Below are 13,762 nucleotides of genomic sequence, written 5' to 3'. Positions count from 1 at the left end.
GCTGCGCAGGCGGGCTGGGCCTGCAGGGACGCGCCGCACGCGGCCGGCAGGAACTCAAGAACCAAGACACAACGACGGCGGGCCCCACCAATGGTGGGGCCCGCCGTCGTGCGTTCTGAACTTTTAGTCCGGGTGGGCGCTAGTGCGCGTGGTCACCGCGGCTGTACTCGTAGACCCAGCCGACCAGTGCGACCACTGCCATCCCGCCGGCGATGAAGACGATCCACCAGCCTACGGCCAGGCCGAGGAACCCTGCGGCGCAGGACAGGCCCAGCATCAGCGGCCACCAGCTCCAGGGGCTGAAGTGTCCCTGCTCGCCGGCGCCTTCGTGGATCTCGGCGTCGTTGCGGTCCTCGGGGCGCATGCCCACGCGGCGGCCGGTGAAGCCGAGGTAAGCGCCGATCATGCCGGCGAGTCCGCCAACCAGCAGGATGGCCAGTGCGCCCACCCACTCAGTCCAGTTGGTCAGGTATCCGTAGATGAATGCAACGGGCACGAAGAAGAAGACGCCGAAGCCAAAGATCCTTGATTCGATTTTCACTTGGCGGTGTCCTTCTGGTCGGCGTTACCGAGAGCCGCTGCTGCCGGAGCAGGCGAATCCGCGGTGTAGGACTGGGAGAGCTCCGGGTGGTGCAGGTCCAGGGCAGGACGCTCGGAGCGGATGCGGGGCAGGGAGGTGAAGTTGTGGCGCGGCGGCGGGCAGGACGTGGCCCATTCCAGCGAGGCACCGAAGCCCCACGGGTCGTCAACTTCCACACGCTCGTTGCTGCGCCAGGTGATGTAGACGTTCCAGAAGAACGGAATCAGCGAGGCGCCGAGGACGAACGAGGCGATGGTGGAGAACTGGTTCATCCACGTGAAGTTGTCCTGCGGCATGTAGTCGGCGTAACGGCGGGGCATGCCCTCGACGCCGAGCCAGTGCTGGATCAGGAAGGTGCCGTGGAAGCCCAGGAACAGCATCCAGAAGTGGATCTTGCCGAGGCGCTCGTTGAGCATCTTGCCGGTCCACTTAGGCCACCAGAAGTAGAACCCGGCGAACATGGCGAACACGACGGTGCCGAAGACCACGTAGTGGAAGTGCGCCACAACGAAGTAGGAGTCCGAGACGTGGAAGTCCAGCGGCGGCGAGGCCAGGATGATGCCGGTGAGGCCGCCGAAGAGGAAGGTCGCCAGGAAGCCGATGCTCCACAGCATGGGGGTCTCGAACGTGATGGAACCGCGCCACATGGTGCCGATCCAGTTGAAGAACTTCACACCGGTCGGAACGGCGATGAGCATCGTCATGAAGGAGAAGAACGGCAGCAGGACCGAGCCGGTGACGTACATGTGGTGGGCCCACACAGTCACGGACAGGGCGGCGATGGAGATGGTCGCGTAGACCAGGCCCTTGTAGCCGAAGATCGGCTTGCGGCTGAAGACCGGGAAGATCTCCGAGACGATGCCGAAGAACGGCAGCGCGATGATGTACACCTCAGGGTGGCCGAAGAACCAGAACAGGTGCTGCCAGAGGACGGCGCCGCCGTTCTCGGGATCGAAGATGTGCGCACCGAACCGGCGGTCGGCGCCAAGGGCAAACAGCGCGGCGGCCAGCGGCGGGAAGGCCATCAGGACCAGGATGGAGGTCACGAGGGCGTTCCAGGTGAAGATCGGCATCCGCCACATGGTCATGCCCGGGGCGCGCATGCAGATGATGGTGGTGATGAAGTTGACGGCGCCGAGGATGGTGCCGAAGCCGGAGAGCGCCAGGCCGAAGACCCAGAGGTCACCGCCCACGCCGGGGCTGAACGTCGTGTTGGACAGCGGCGCGTACGCGAACCAGCCGAACGACGCGGCACCCTGCGGGGTGATGAACCCGGAGACGGCGATCGTGGAGCCGAAGAGGAAGAACCAGAAGGCCAGCGCGTTCAGTCGCGGGAAGGCGACGTCGGGGGCACCGATCTGCAGCGGCATGATGACGTTGGTGAAGCCGGCGAACAGCGGCGTCGCGAACATCAGGAGCATGACGGTGCCGTGCATGGTGAAGAGCTGGTTGTACTGCTCTTTGGTCTGCAGGATCTGCATGCCGGGCTCGAAGAGCTCGGCACGGATCAGCAGCGCCATGATGCCGCCGAAGCAGAAGAAGATGAACGACGCGATCAGGTACATGTACCCGATCGTTTTGTGGTCGGTCGAGGTGATCCAGTTGACGACGATGCGTCCCTTGGACTTCGGTACTACGGGAGCCTCGAGGATCCCGGCGGATTGAGTGTAAGTTGCCACGTCGCTCCCCTTACTTGGTTTCGGCCGGGGCCGGGTTGCGGTCGTACTCTTCACCGAGCAGGCCGGTGTTCCCGTCCTGGCGCAGCTGGTTCATGTGCGCCTGGAACTCCGACTCGGAGACAACCTTCACGCGGAACAGCATTTCGGAGTGGTACTCGCCACAGAGTTCGGCGCACTTACCGTCGTAGGTGCCCTCCCTGGTGGGCGTCAACCGGATGTAGTTGGTCTTGCCGGGAATCATGTCGCGCTTCTGCAGGAAGGCAGGAACCCAGAAGGAGTGGATGACGTCGCGCGCGTTGAGCTCGAGGTCAACCGACTTGTTGACCGGCAGGTACAGGGTGGGCAGCTTGTTCTTGTCCACGTCGTTACCGGTCAGGTGCGCCTGGACGCCCGCTTCGTGTACGTCCTCGGTGACGACGTTGCCCTTCAAGTAGTTGAAGTCCCACGCCCACTGCTTGCCGCGGACGTCGACGACGACGTCGGCCGGCGTTGAGCGGTCATCGATCGACTGCTGGTCGCGGTCGGTGAAGTAGAAGAACACCAGGACCATGAACAGCGGGATCGTCAGGTAGAACACTTCAAGCGGAAGGTTGAAGCTGTTCTGGCGCGGGAAGCCCACGGTGCCCTTGCGGCGCCGGTAAGCGACGATGCACCAGATCATCAGGCCCCAGGTGATGATGCCGACGACCAGCGCGGCAATCCATGAGTTGACCCAGAGGTCCATGATGAGGTCAGTGTGATTGGTGGTGCCACGCTCGGTGGGCAACCAGCCCTTCTGTACCTCTGGTGAACATCCAGTCAAAGCCAACGCGCCGGCTAGTGCCAAGCCAGTGATCGTAGTGATCTGTTTGCGTCGGCTGCCGGTTCGGTTCTGCGAACTCACAGACGGCCCTTCCTACTTGTTGCTGTTGCCCCGCAAATTACGGGCAGGGCAAACGAAAAGTTTTACTACTCGGTGTAGAGCTTACCGCTCCCCGGGAGTTTTCGCCCACATGTCCACACCGTGCGTCGGGAGCCTTTTGTAGGCGCCGCTCGTTGAGGATCCTGCGGCACTAAGGCCGGGCAAAATGCCCGGCCTTAGTGGAAGGAATTAGTGGAAAGAATCTCCGCAGGCGCAGGACCCGCCGGCATTCGGGTTATCGATCGTGAAGCCCTGCTTGGCGATGGTGTCCTCGAAATCGATGCTGGCACCGCTGAGGTAAGGAACGCTCATCTTGTCGACGACGACTTCGACCCCGTCGTAGTCGCGCACTGCATCCCCGTCGAGCAGCCGCTCGTCGAAGTAGAGCTGGTAAATCAGGCCGGAGCAACCGCCGGGCTGCACGGCAACGCGGAGGCGCAGATCGGTGCGGCCTTCCTGCTCCAGCAGGCTGCGGACCTTTCCAGCCGCGACGTCGGTCAGCATGACCTCGTGCGTGGCCAGCTCGCCGGCCTCGGCGGCAGAGTTGCCGGCGCTGTTTTCATTGGTTGTAGTGCTCATGGCCTACCTTCTTGCAACGGTGGTGGCGGCCCCGCTCGCACGGTGCCCGCCCCTACTTAAACGGTATGGGCTATAGCTACATGCTACTTCGCGCAGCCCTGTAGCTCTAACTTCTGACGTAACCGTGGGAGACGGCTGGATGTTCCCCGGGACGCGCCGGGCGCGGGGGCTAGAGCGCGCCTTCGGTGTTCAGGCGCGCGAGCAGCAGGGCCTCGGCGACAATTGCGTTCCGGAAGTCGCCCAGGTGCAGGGATTCGTTGGCGCTGTGGGCTCGGGAATCGGGATCCTCGACGCCGGTGACCAGGATCTGCACGTCCGGGTAGAGCTCGGTGAGGTCCGCGATGAAGGGGATCGATCCGCCGATTCCCATTTCGACGGCGGGCACGCCCCAGGCTTCGCCCAGGGCCCACATGGCCACGGACGCGGCCTTCGAGCTCGTGTCCGTCAGGAATGAGTTGCCGCTCTCCCCCGGGGTGAACACCACCTCAGCGCCGAACGGGGCGTGGGTTTCGACGTGCTGGCGGACAGCCTCCATGGCGGCTGCCGGGTCCTGCCCCGGGGCCAGGCGCAGGCTGAACTTGGCCCGGGCCCGCGGCAGCAAGGTGTTGGAAGCTACGTCCACGGCCGGGGCGTCAAAGCCGATGATGGACAGGGCGGGCTTGGTCCACATGCGTGAGGCAATGCTGCCGGTCCCGGCGAGCTTCACGCCGTCGAGCACGGAGGCGTCGGCGCGGTACTCCTCCTCGGTGAGGTCGACAACCACGTCATCGCGGCTCACCAGGCCCTTGATCGCGACGCTGCCCTCGTCGTCGTGGAGGGTCGCGATCAGGCGGGCCAGCAGGGTCGGGGCGTCGAGCACGGGGCCGCCGAACATGCCCGAATGCACGGCGTGGTCCAGGACCTTGACCTCGATGGTGCCGTCCACCAGGCCGCGCAGGCTGGTGGTGAGGGCCGGAATGCCGACCTTCCAGTTGCTGGAGTCCGCCACGACGATCACGTCGGCGCGGAGCAGTTCGCGGTGGGTTTCCAGGAACTGCCGGAACGTTGGCGAGCCGGCTTCCTCTTCGCCCTCGAAGAAGAACGTCACGCCCAGGCCCAGTTCGTCACCGAGCACCCGCGTCACCGCAGAGTAGGCGGCGATGTGCGCCAGGATGCCGGCCTTGTCATCGGCGGCACCGCGGCCGAAGAGCCTGCCGTCGCGCTCGACGGCGGTAAAGGGGTCGGTTTCCCACAGTGCCAGGTCGCCAGTGGGCTGGACGTCGTGGTGGGCGTACAGCAGGACTGTCGGCTTGCCCTCCGCGGCCGGGCGGCGGGCGACGACGGCGGGCCCGCCGGGCGTCCCGTCTTCCTTGTCGCAACGGAGGATCCGGACGTCGTCGAAGCCGCTGGCCCGCACGAGGCTGGCGACGGCGTCGGCGCTGCGGTTCAACGGGGCAGGATCAAAGCTCGGCCAGGCGATGCCCGGTATGGCGACAAGGTCCGTCAGCTGGCCGATCGTCTCGTCGAACGATTCGGCAACGGCCTGGCGGAGGGCCTCGGCATCGATGGTGCCCTCGTGGTCCATGGTGGTCTGCGGGTTCCCCGCGGTAGATGAAGTCATGGCCAAAACACTACCCGTGCTCTGAATCACTACAAACAGCGTCACGCCCGGGCCTGCGCCGTGTGGGCTGGGTCTCGGGCCTGTGTCTGCGGGGTATTCTTTAGGGGTGTTTGGACGTAAAAAGGAAGCGCCATCGGCGCAGGACGTAGTTGACCAGCAGGCATCCGAGGCAGCAGCCCGTAGCGCCGTGACCGGCAAGGGCGCACCCACGCCCAAGCGCAGCGCCCAGGAGGCGGCCCGCAAGCGGCCCCTCGTGCCGGAGGACCGCAAGGCTTCCAAGGCGGCCGAGCGCGCCGCCGTCACGGAGCAGCGGCTCAAGATGCGGCAGGCCATGGACACCGGTGACGAGAAGTTCCTGCCGCTGCGGGACAAGGGTCCGCAGAAGCGGTTCGCCCGCGATTTCGTCGATGCCCGCTTCAGCCTTGGCGAGTTCCTCATGTTCGGCGCCCTGCTGTTTGTCATCATCTCCTTGCTCGTGCCGGCCTCCAGCGCACAGATGGTCTACGTCCTGGGCGCCTTCTGGGTCATGTTCCTCGCGGTCTTCGTGGACGTCTTCATCCTCTCCCGCAAGCTCAAGAAACGGCTCGGCGAAAAGTTCGGCGACGTCGAGCGCGGCACGGTCTGGTACGGCTCCATGCGCTCCCTGCAGTTCCGCCGCCTGCGCCTGCCCAAGCCCCAGGTCCGGCGCGGCGAGTTCCCCGCCTGACCTTCCCTTCCACGATTCTTCAACCAAGAAGCCCCCGGCAGTCACCTGCCGGGGGCTTCTTGGTTGCGGCGACCGGTCCGGGCCCGATCGCAGCGTAAGGTCTAGCGCCGGCTCGGGTGGGTGGCCAGCAGCCGGTTGATGCGGGCGGCCCAGAAAGGCCCCTCGTAAAGGAACGCCGTGTAGCCCTGGACGAGGGTGGCGCCGGCGTCCAGCCGTTCCTGCACATCCTGTGCCGTTTCGACGCCGCCCACCGAGACCAGGGTCAGCGCCCCGCCGGTGACGGACTTGAGCCGGGCCATGACCTCCAGGGACCGTTTCTTCAGGGGCGCCCCGGAAAGACCTCCTGCTCCGCACGCCTCGACGTTGTCGGGGCTGGAGGCGAGCCCGGTGCGGGCGATCGTGGTGTTGGTGGCGATGATGCCGTCCAGCTTCAGGTCAAGCGCCAGGCGCGCGACGTCGTCGATGTCCTCATCACTGAGGTCGGGCGCGATCTTGACCAGGAGCGGAATGTGGCGGCCGGCGGCCTTGTCCGCCTCCTCCCCCACTGCGGCCAGCAGCGGACGCAGGGTCTCCACGTCCTGCAGCAGCCGAAGCCCGGGGGTGTTGGGCGAGCTGACGTTCACCACGAGATAATCCGCTGCGGGGGCCAGGCTGCGCGCGCTGATCAGGTAATCGGACACCGCATCCTCGAGCCCGACCACCTTGCTCTTGCCGATGTTCACCCCGATCACCGGCCGGACGCCGGGGTGCTGGCGCTGCAGGGCGGCGCGGGCGGACTTCAGGCGCGGGGCCACCGCCGCGGCGCCGTCGTTGTTGAACCCCATGCGGTTGATGACGGCCCTGTCCTCCACGAGGCGGAACAGCCGCGGCGCCGGGTTGCCGGGCTGGGCCTGGCCGGTGATGGTGCCGACCTCCACATGGCCGAAGCCGAGCTCCGCCAGCGCCTCGATGCCGTGGCCTTCCTTGTCGAAGCCGGCCGCAAGGCCGAACGGGGACGGAAAGGTCAGGCCGAACGCCTGGGTCTGCAGCGACGCTGCGGGGGCGGTGAACTTCTGCAGCAACCGCCCGGCACCGCAGCTGTGGGCGAGGCGGATGGCCTTGAACCCGATCTTATGGGCGCGTTCGGCGTCCATCCATGAGAAGGCCAGCCGGAAAAATGTGGGATATACGCGCATGCCTCTAGTTTTCCGGTTCGGGCCGCGCAGACCAAACCAGCGCGCGCGCCGGCACGCTTGTGACTGCCGATGTGACTGCCCGTTGTGACTGCGGTTGTGACTGCGGCGCCCCGCGCCCCGGGCCCGGCGGCGGAAGTGCTCCGACGCGAGTTAGCATGAAGCCATGACCAGCAATGAGGGTGTCGGAACGGGCGGCCGTGGGGCTTCGGGTCGCGGGATCGAGGCCGACGTTGTGGTGGTCGGCGCCGGCCTGGCAGGGCTCGTGGCCGCGGCCCAGGCCTATGCGGCCGGCCGCCGGGTGGCGGTCCTCGATCAGGAACCCGAGGCCTCCGTCGGCGGCCAGGCGCACTGGTCTTTCGGCGGCCTCTTCATGGTCAACACTCCGGAACAGCGGCGGCTCGGGGTGCGGGACAGCGAAGAGCTGGCCCTCGCCGACTGGCATGCGTCCGCGGGATTCGACCGGCCGCAGGACGCCCTGGCAAAGGAGTGGGCGGCGGCGTACGTGAACTTCGCCGCCGGTGAGAAGCGTGCCTGGCTCGCCTCGCTGGGCGTCGGGCTGTTTCCCCTGGTGCAGTGGGCCGAACGCGGCGGCTACGGCCCGGACGGCCACGGCAACACTGTCCCGCGCTTCCATGTCGTGTGGGGCACGGGACCGGCGCTGGTGGCCCCCTTCCTTGCCAAACTGCGCGAAGGCGAAGCCGCCGGCCGCGTGTCCTTCCATTTCCGCCACCGCGCCACCGGGCTCGTGAAAACTGCGGGCCGGGTGAGCGGCGTGCGCGGCGAACTGCTCGAAGCCAGTGGCGCAGGCCGGGGTGAAAGCTCTTCCCGACGCCCTGACGGTACTTTCGAGGCTGCGGCCGCGGCCGTGGTGGTGACAAGCGGCGGCATCGGCGGCAACCACGATGTGGTCCGCAAGCAATGGCCGGGCGGCGCGGCGCCGGAGCGGATGTTGAGTGGCGTTCCGGCATCCGTGGACGGGGACTTCCTCCCGGCCGTGGGCCGCGCCGGCGGACACCTCATCAACGGGGACCGGATGTGGCATTACCCGGAGGGTATCCACAACCATGCCCCGGTCTGGCCGCGGCACGGCATCCGGATCCTGCCCGGACCGTCGGCCCTATGGCTGGACGCGACGGGGCGGATGCTCCCGCCTCCCCTGTTTCCGGGTTTCGATTCGCTCGGCGCCCTGCGCCACATCCTGGCCACGGGACATGCCCATTCATGGTTCGTCTTGAACCGCAGCATCGCGCTGAAGGAGTTCGCGCTGTCAGGATCCGAGCAGAACCCGGATCTCACGGGCAAGGACGTCCGTCGGCTGGTCTCACGGCTGAAGCCCGGCAGCGATACACCGCTGCAGCGGTTCCTGGACCGCGGGGTCGACTTCCTGCAGGCAGCGGACCCCGCCGGGCTCGCCGGGCAGATGAACGATCTGACGGGCGGGCAGCTCATCGACCCCGCTGCCCTGGAGCAGCTGATCCGCGACCGGGACCGGCAGTTTGCCAGCGGGATGGGCAAGGATCCGCAGCTGGCGGCGATCCGGGCAGCGCGGCGTTTCGCCACCGACAAGATCATGAGGGTCGCCCCGCCGCACCGGCTTCTGGATCCGCGGCACGGTCCCCTGCTCGCCGTCCGGCTCTCGGTCCTGACGCGCAAGAGCCTTGGCGGGGTGCAGACCGACCTGCAGTCGCGGGTCCTGGATGCCGCCGGGCAGCCCGTGCCCGGGCTGTTCGCGGCCGGTGAAGCCGCAGGGTTTGGCGGCGGCGGAATCCACGGCTATCGGTCCCTCGAGGGAACGTTCCTGGGCGGATGCCTCTTCTCCGGACGTTCCGCGGGCCGGGCCGCTGCGTCCGCGTCCTAGTCCGGGCAGGCTCTCAGCAACACAGGAGGAAAGTCGATGCAGTGGCGGACCGACATTCTCGGGGATGATTTCCAGGCGTGCACCTTTGAGGCCGTCAGCCCTGACGGTGTGCTGCGCACTGCCACCCTGGTCCGCCATACCCCGCTCCCGCCGGCACCATCGGCGCTGCCGGCCCGGGCGGTGCTGTTCCTGCACGGCTGGAGTGACTACTTCTTCAATGAGGAGCTCGCGGAATTCTGGGCGGGGCAGGGGTTTGAGTTTTTCGCCCTCGACATGCACAACCATGGCCGCAGCCTGCGTCCGGGCACCCACGGCGGCTACGTCGCGGACCTGGACAACTACGACGCCGAGATCACTGCAGCGCTCGGGATCATCGGTTCCCTCAGGCCGGACGGTGCGGCGCCGCAGGTGACGCTGATGGGACACTCCACCGGCGGCCTGATCGCGGCGCTGTGGGCCGACCGGCATCCGGGGATGGTGTCACAACTGGTCCTGGACAGCCCATGGCTGGAAGTCCACGGCAGCCCCGCCCTGCGCCGGGCCGCGCGGACCATGGTGGAGCCGTTCGCCCGGTTCTGGCCGGAGTCGGTGATCCGGCTGCCTGAGCGGGCCTTCTACTGGCGCAGCATCAGCAGCGCCGCGGAAGGCGAATGGGCCCTGGACGATGCCTACCGTCCGCCGCACGCCTTTCCGGTCCGCGCCGGCTGGCTCAGCGCCGTGCTCGCCGGGCAGTCCAAGGTGGCGCGTGGCCTGAACATCGATGTGCCCATCCTGGTGCTCATCTCGGGCGCCAGCGCCAACGGGATGTTCTGGAAGGAGTCCATGCGCCGCACGGACGCGGTCCTGGACGTGAACACAATCGCCCTCCGCGCGCTCAGCCTGGGCCGCACCGTGACGCTGGAGCGGATTGACGGCGCCCTGCATGACGTCTTCCTCTCCGCCCCGCGGGTCCGCGCGGACGCCTATGCCCGGCTGTCCCGGTGGATCAGGGCGTACGTCTACGACTGACGCGGATCAGCTGACCTGGCCGCCCGCGGCGGGAGCGGCGTCGATGGCCCCACCGTAGCGGCGGTCCCGCTGTGCATAGATCTCGACGGCATCCCACAGCGTCCGCCGGTCCACGTCCGGCCACAGGGTGTCCATGAACACGAACTCGGCATAGGCCGACTGCCAGAGCATGAAGTTGGAGAGCCGCTGTTCCCCGGAACTGCGCAGGAACAGGTCCACGTCGGGCAGGTCCGGTTCGTCGAGGAACTTCTGGATGGTCCGCTCGGTGATGGCCCCCGGCTTCAGCCGGCCCTGGGCCACTTCCTCCGCGATCGCGGAGACGGCGTCGGCGATCTCGGCCCGTCCGCCGTAGTTGACGCACATGTTCAAGGTGCAGGTGCTGTTGCCCCGGGTGTAGTCCTCGGCCTCTTCGAGTTCGCGGATCACCGAGCCCCACAGCTTCGGGCGCCGCCCGGACCAGCGGATCCGGACACCCCATTCATCGAGCTGGTTCCGCTGCCGGCGCAGGACGTCCTTGTTGAAGCCCATCAGGAAGCGCACCTCCTCAGGGGACCGCCGCCAGTTCTCGGTGGAGAAGGCGTACACACTGACGTATTCGATCCCCAGCTCGATCGCGCCGGCCATGACGTCCAGCAGGGCAGGCTCCCCTGCTTTGTGGCCCTCGATCCGGGGCAGGCCGCGCTGGTTCGCCCAGCGCCCGTTGCCGTCCATGACGATCGCCACATGCCGCGGGATGAACTCCGCGGGAATCGCGGGCGGAACAGCGCCGGACGGGTGCGGGTAGGGAGCCACCACCGGGGTGGTCCGCCGCGGACCGTTGGACTGTTTCGTCTGGCTTTTCTCCAGGTTCTTTCCCAGGCTTCTTCCCAATGCCACTTTTACGTTCGCTCCACATGTTTGAGGGATTTCAGGACTCGTTCCAGGTGCCACTGGAGGTAGCTGGCTACCAGGCCGGCCGCTTCCCGGCGGTGGACGGACGCGGAGGCATCCGCCGTCATCCAGTTTCCGGTGAGCAGGGCACCCATGAGGAGCACCGTCTCCGGGGCCGGCGCGGGCGATCCCGGCGGCCGGCACCCGTGGCAGACCATGCCGCCGAGCGGCGCGGAAAAGGCCGCGTGGGGCCCGGGCGCACCGCACCGGGCGCAGTCGGTGAAGCTGGGCGCCCAGCCGCCGGTCGCGAGGGCGCGGAGCAGGTAGGAATCCAGGATGAGTTCGGGTGCGTGGTCGCCCCGGCTCAGGGACGCGAGGGCCCCCACCAGCAGGTTGTACTGGGCGGTGCCGGCTTCGCCGTCGACGTCGGTGAGCTTCTCCGCCGTTTCGGTCATGGCGGCCGCCACCGTGTACCGGCCATAGTCCGCGGCGATGTTCCCGCCGTAGGCGCCCTTGGCCACGGCCTGCGTGACGACGTCCAGGGTGCGCCCGGAAATCAGCTGGAGATCGGCCACCATGAACGGTTCCAGCCTGGCGCCGAACCGGCTGCTGGTGCGCCGGACCCCCTTGGCCACCGCCCGCACCTGGCCGTGGTGCTTGGTCAGCAGGGTGATGATCCGGTCGGCCTCGCCCAGCTTGTGGGTGCGCAGCACGACGGCGTCATCACGGTAGGCACGCGCTGCAAAGGATTGTTGGACCACAGTTAATCTTCGCACTGTCTTTACGGAATCACGGCATGGGCAGCGCCGCCGAGGCAGAACGGTAAAAGACTGAGGTAAAAGACTGAGGCAAAATACTGCGCCGCCGGAGTGTTCCGGCGGCGCAGTCATACATTGGTTCGCCAGTGCCTGCCCGTCCGGGGACGGATCAGGCGCGGACGGATCAGGCAGGGACGAATCGAGCAGCGACGGATCAGGCGCGGGCGTCCCGGATGGCGCGGTTCACGGCCGAGATGACGGCCTTGAGGGCTGATGTGCTCGTGTTGGCATCGATCCCCACGCCCCAGAGCACGCGCTCCCCCACGGCGCATTCGACATACGCGGCGGCCAGGGCGCTGCCGCCCTCGGAGAGTGCGTGTTCGCTGTAGTCCAGGACCCGGACGTCCACGCCGTCCTCGCGCAGGATGCTCAGCAGGGCCGCGATGGGGCCGTTCCCGGTCCCGGTCCGGCGGACCTGGGTCCCGTCGATCTTCAGGGCGGCGGTCAGGGTCATGTCGCCGTCTTCGTCCGTCTCGGTGCTGATCGAACCGAGGGCGTAGCGGCCCCACTGCGTGTCGGCAGAGCCCGAGGGCAGGTATTCGTCCTGGAAAACCTGCCACAGCTGGGGTCCGCTCACTTCTCCGCCGACCGTGTCGGTCCGTTTTTGGATGACGCCGGAGAACTCGATCTGGGCGCGGCGCGGCAGGTCCAGGCTGTGCTCGTTCTTGAGCAGGTAGGCGACGCCGCCCTTGCCGGACTGCGAGTTGACCCGGATGACCGCCTCGTAGCTCCGGCCGAGGTCCTTCGGGTCCACCGGCAGGTACGGGACCTGCCAGGTATAGTCGGCCACGTCCTTGCCCGCCGCGGCCGCGTCCTTTTCGAGGGCCTCCAGGCCCTTCTTGATTGCGTCCTGGTGCGAGCCGGAGAATGCCGTGAAGACGAGGTCTCCGCCGTACGGGGACCGCTCGGCCACCGGCAGCTGGTTGCAGTACTCCACCGTGCGGCGGATTTCGTCGATGTCGGAGAAGTCGATCATCGGGTCGATGCCCTGGACGAACATGTTCAGGCCCAGGGTCACCAGGTCCACGTTGCCGGTCCGCTCGCCGTTGCCGAAGAGGCAGCCCTCGATCCGGTCTGCCCCGGCCAGGTAGCCCAGCTCGGCGGCGGCAACGCCGGTGCCGCGGTCGTTGTGCGGGTGCAGGGACAGGATGATGCCTTCGCGCGGGTGCAGGTTCCGGCTCATCCACTCGATGGAGTCGGCGTAGACATTGGGGGTGGCCATTTCCACCGTGGCAGGCAGGTTGATGATGACCTGACGGTCCGCCGAGGCCTCGAAGACGTCGGCGATCGCGTTGCAGACCCGGATGGCGTACTCCAGCTCGGTGCCGGTGAAGGACTCGGGCGAGTATTCGTAGGTGATGTGCGTATCGGCGAGGGTTTCCTCGTACTTCTTGCACAGCCGAGCACCCTGCAGGGCGATGTCGAGGATGCCGTCCTCGTCCTGGTTGAAGACCACGCGGCGCTGCAGGACGGACGTGGAGTTGTAGAGGTGGACGATTGCCTGCTTCGCCCCGACCAGGGACTCATAGGTCCGCTCGATCAGGTGTTCGCGTGCCTGCGTCAGCACCTGGATCGTGACGTCGTCCGGGATGTGGTTGCCCTCGATCAGCTGCCGGACGAAGTCGAAGTCCGTCTGCGATGCCGAGGGGAACCCGACCTCGATCTCCTTGTAGCCCATCCGGACCAGCAGGTCGAACATCTTCAGCTTGCGGGCCGGGCTCATGGGATCGATGAGGGCCTGGTTGCCGTCGCGCAGGTCCACGGCGCACCAGCGCGGGGCCTTGGTGATGACTTTGTCCGGCCAGGTGCGGTCCGGCAGTTCAACGGTGATCTGGTCCTGGAACGGGATGTAACGGTGGACCGGCATTCCTGAGGGCTTCTGTGCGTTTCGCATTACAATCGGGGCCTTTTCTGTGATTCTTGGTGAAAGGGTGGCCGGGCAACACAAACTCCGCAGCGAGGGTGGGCCTTGCGCTAGATCGCGTCTG

The 13,762-nt window shown here is 67.0% G+C and carries 12 protein-coding genes; 3 read left to right on the top strand and 9 right to left on the bottom strand.

What is annotated here, in order from left to right:
- Positions 1-139 precede the first annotated feature (139 nt).
- The 5 genes from AC1DBX_RS01755 to AC1DBX_RS01735 all read right to left on the bottom strand — a co-directional run bounded on the left by AC1DBX_RS01755 (position 140) and on the right by AC1DBX_RS01735 (position 5,339).
- Positions 140-541 (bottom strand): cytochrome c oxidase subunit 4, encoded by a 402-nt coding sequence (locus tag AC1DBX_RS01755; RefSeq protein WP_018773077.1) that lies wholly within the window; start codon positions 539-541, stop codon positions 140-142.
- On the bottom strand, positions 538-2,259 hold the full coding sequence (gene ctaD / locus AC1DBX_RS01750; protein WP_223917347.1) for an aa3-type cytochrome oxidase subunit I: 1,722 nt from the start codon (positions 2,257-2,259) through the stop codon (positions 538-540). Before ctaD ends, AC1DBX_RS01755 begins: the two co-directional genes overlap by 4 nt.
- A 10-nt stretch (positions 2,260-2,269) precedes the next feature.
- Entirely contained in the window at positions 2,270-3,142 is an 873-nt protein-coding gene (gene ctaC, locus AC1DBX_RS01745) for an aa3-type cytochrome oxidase subunit II (protein ID WP_028276725.1), read from the bottom strand.
- Between the two features lie 207 nt (positions 3,143-3,349).
- A complete protein-coding gene (locus tag AC1DBX_RS01740; protein WP_028276724.1) occupies positions 3,350-3,739 on the bottom strand; it encodes a HesB/IscA family protein in 390 nt (129 codons plus the stop codon).
- Between the two features lie 169 nt (positions 3,740-3,908).
- Positions 3,909-5,339 carry a M20/M25/M40 family metallo-hydrolase gene (locus tag AC1DBX_RS01735; RefSeq protein ID WP_476858456.1) on the bottom strand — a complete coding sequence of 477 codons (1,431 nt, stop codon included), beginning with the start codon at positions 5,337-5,339 and terminating at the stop codon, positions 3,909-3,911.
- Positions 5,340-5,445: 106 nt separating this feature from the next.
- On the opposite strand from AC1DBX_RS01735, the gene AC1DBX_RS01730 reads away from it, so the two are divergent.
- Positions 5,446-6,045, top strand: coding sequence for a DUF3043 domain-containing protein (locus AC1DBX_RS01730; RefSeq protein WP_223917351.1), 600 nt, complete (start codon positions 5,446-5,448; stop codon positions 6,043-6,045).
- 101 nt (positions 6,046-6,146) lie between these two features.
- On the opposite strand, the gene AC1DBX_RS01725 is transcribed toward AC1DBX_RS01730, so the two are convergent.
- On the bottom strand, positions 6,147-7,220 hold the full coding sequence (locus AC1DBX_RS01725; protein WP_476930931.1) for a quinone-dependent dihydroorotate dehydrogenase: 1,074 nt from the start codon (positions 7,218-7,220) through the stop codon (positions 6,147-6,149).
- A gap of 163 nt (positions 7,221-7,383) precedes the next feature.
- Between AC1DBX_RS01725 and AC1DBX_RS01720 the strand changes: the two genes are divergently transcribed.
- The gene (locus AC1DBX_RS01720; RefSeq protein WP_476930930.1) at positions 7,384-9,078 is read left to right on the top strand and encodes an FAD-binding dehydrogenase; all 1,695 of its coding nucleotides are present in this window, start codon (positions 7,384-7,386) and stop codon (positions 9,076-9,078) included.
- Between the two features lie 36 nt (positions 9,079-9,114).
- A complete protein-coding gene (locus tag AC1DBX_RS01715; protein ID WP_476849260.1) occupies positions 9,115-10,086 on the top strand; it encodes an alpha/beta hydrolase in 972 nt (323 codons plus the stop codon).
- A gap of 6 nt (positions 10,087-10,092) precedes the next feature.
- On the opposite strand, the gene AC1DBX_RS01710 is transcribed toward AC1DBX_RS01715, so the two are convergent.
- The 3 genes from AC1DBX_RS01710 to leuA form a co-directional block, all read right to left on the bottom strand.
- Positions 10,093-10,944, bottom strand: coding sequence for an isoprenyl transferase (locus AC1DBX_RS01710; RefSeq protein ID WP_476849340.1), 852 nt, complete (start codon positions 10,942-10,944; stop codon positions 10,093-10,095).
- Between the two features lie 20 nt (positions 10,945-10,964).
- Positions 10,965-11,717 carry a DNA repair protein RecO gene (recO, locus tag AC1DBX_RS01705; RefSeq protein WP_476930929.1) on the bottom strand — a complete coding sequence of 251 codons (753 nt, stop codon included), beginning with the start codon at positions 11,715-11,717 and terminating at the stop codon, positions 10,965-10,967.
- Between the two features lie 211 nt (positions 11,718-11,928).
- Positions 11,929-13,668: a 2-isopropylmalate synthase gene (gene leuA / locus AC1DBX_RS01700; RefSeq protein ID WP_028276716.1), complete on the bottom strand. Its 1,740-nt coding sequence runs from the start codon at positions 13,666-13,668 to the stop codon at positions 11,929-11,931.
- Positions 13,669-13,762 lie beyond the last annotated feature (94 nt).

It is taken from the genome of Arthrobacter sp. 10N44_2, from assembly GCF_056394385.1.
Note: the sequence above shows the minus strand (reverse complement) of the source record. Positions and strands in the feature narration are given on the sequence as shown.

Excerpts from the sequence above, each read along its gene's own strand:
- AC1DBX_RS01740 (WP_028276724.1), bottom strand. The coding sequence starts at position 3,739 with ATGAGCACTACAACCAATGAAAACAGCGCCGGCAACTCTGCCGCCGAG.
- AC1DBX_RS01735 (WP_476858456.1), bottom strand. The coding sequence starts at position 5,339 with ATGACTTCATCTACCGCGGGGAACCCGCAGACCACCATGGACCACGAG.
- AC1DBX_RS01725 (WP_476930931.1), bottom strand. The coding sequence starts at position 7,220 with ATGCGCGTATATCCCACATTTTTCCGGCTGGCCTTCTCATGGATGGAC.
- AC1DBX_RS01720 (WP_476930930.1), top strand. The coding sequence starts at position 7,384 with ATGACCAGCAATGAGGGTGTCGGAACGGGCGGCCGTGGGGCTTCGGGT.
- AC1DBX_RS01715 (WP_476849260.1), top strand. The coding sequence starts at position 9,115 with ATGCAGTGGCGGACCGACATTCTCGGGGATGATTTCCAGGCGTGCACC.
- leuA (WP_028276716.1), bottom strand. The coding sequence starts at position 13,668 with ATGCGAAACGCACAGAAGCCCTCAGGAATGCCGGTCCACCGTTACATC.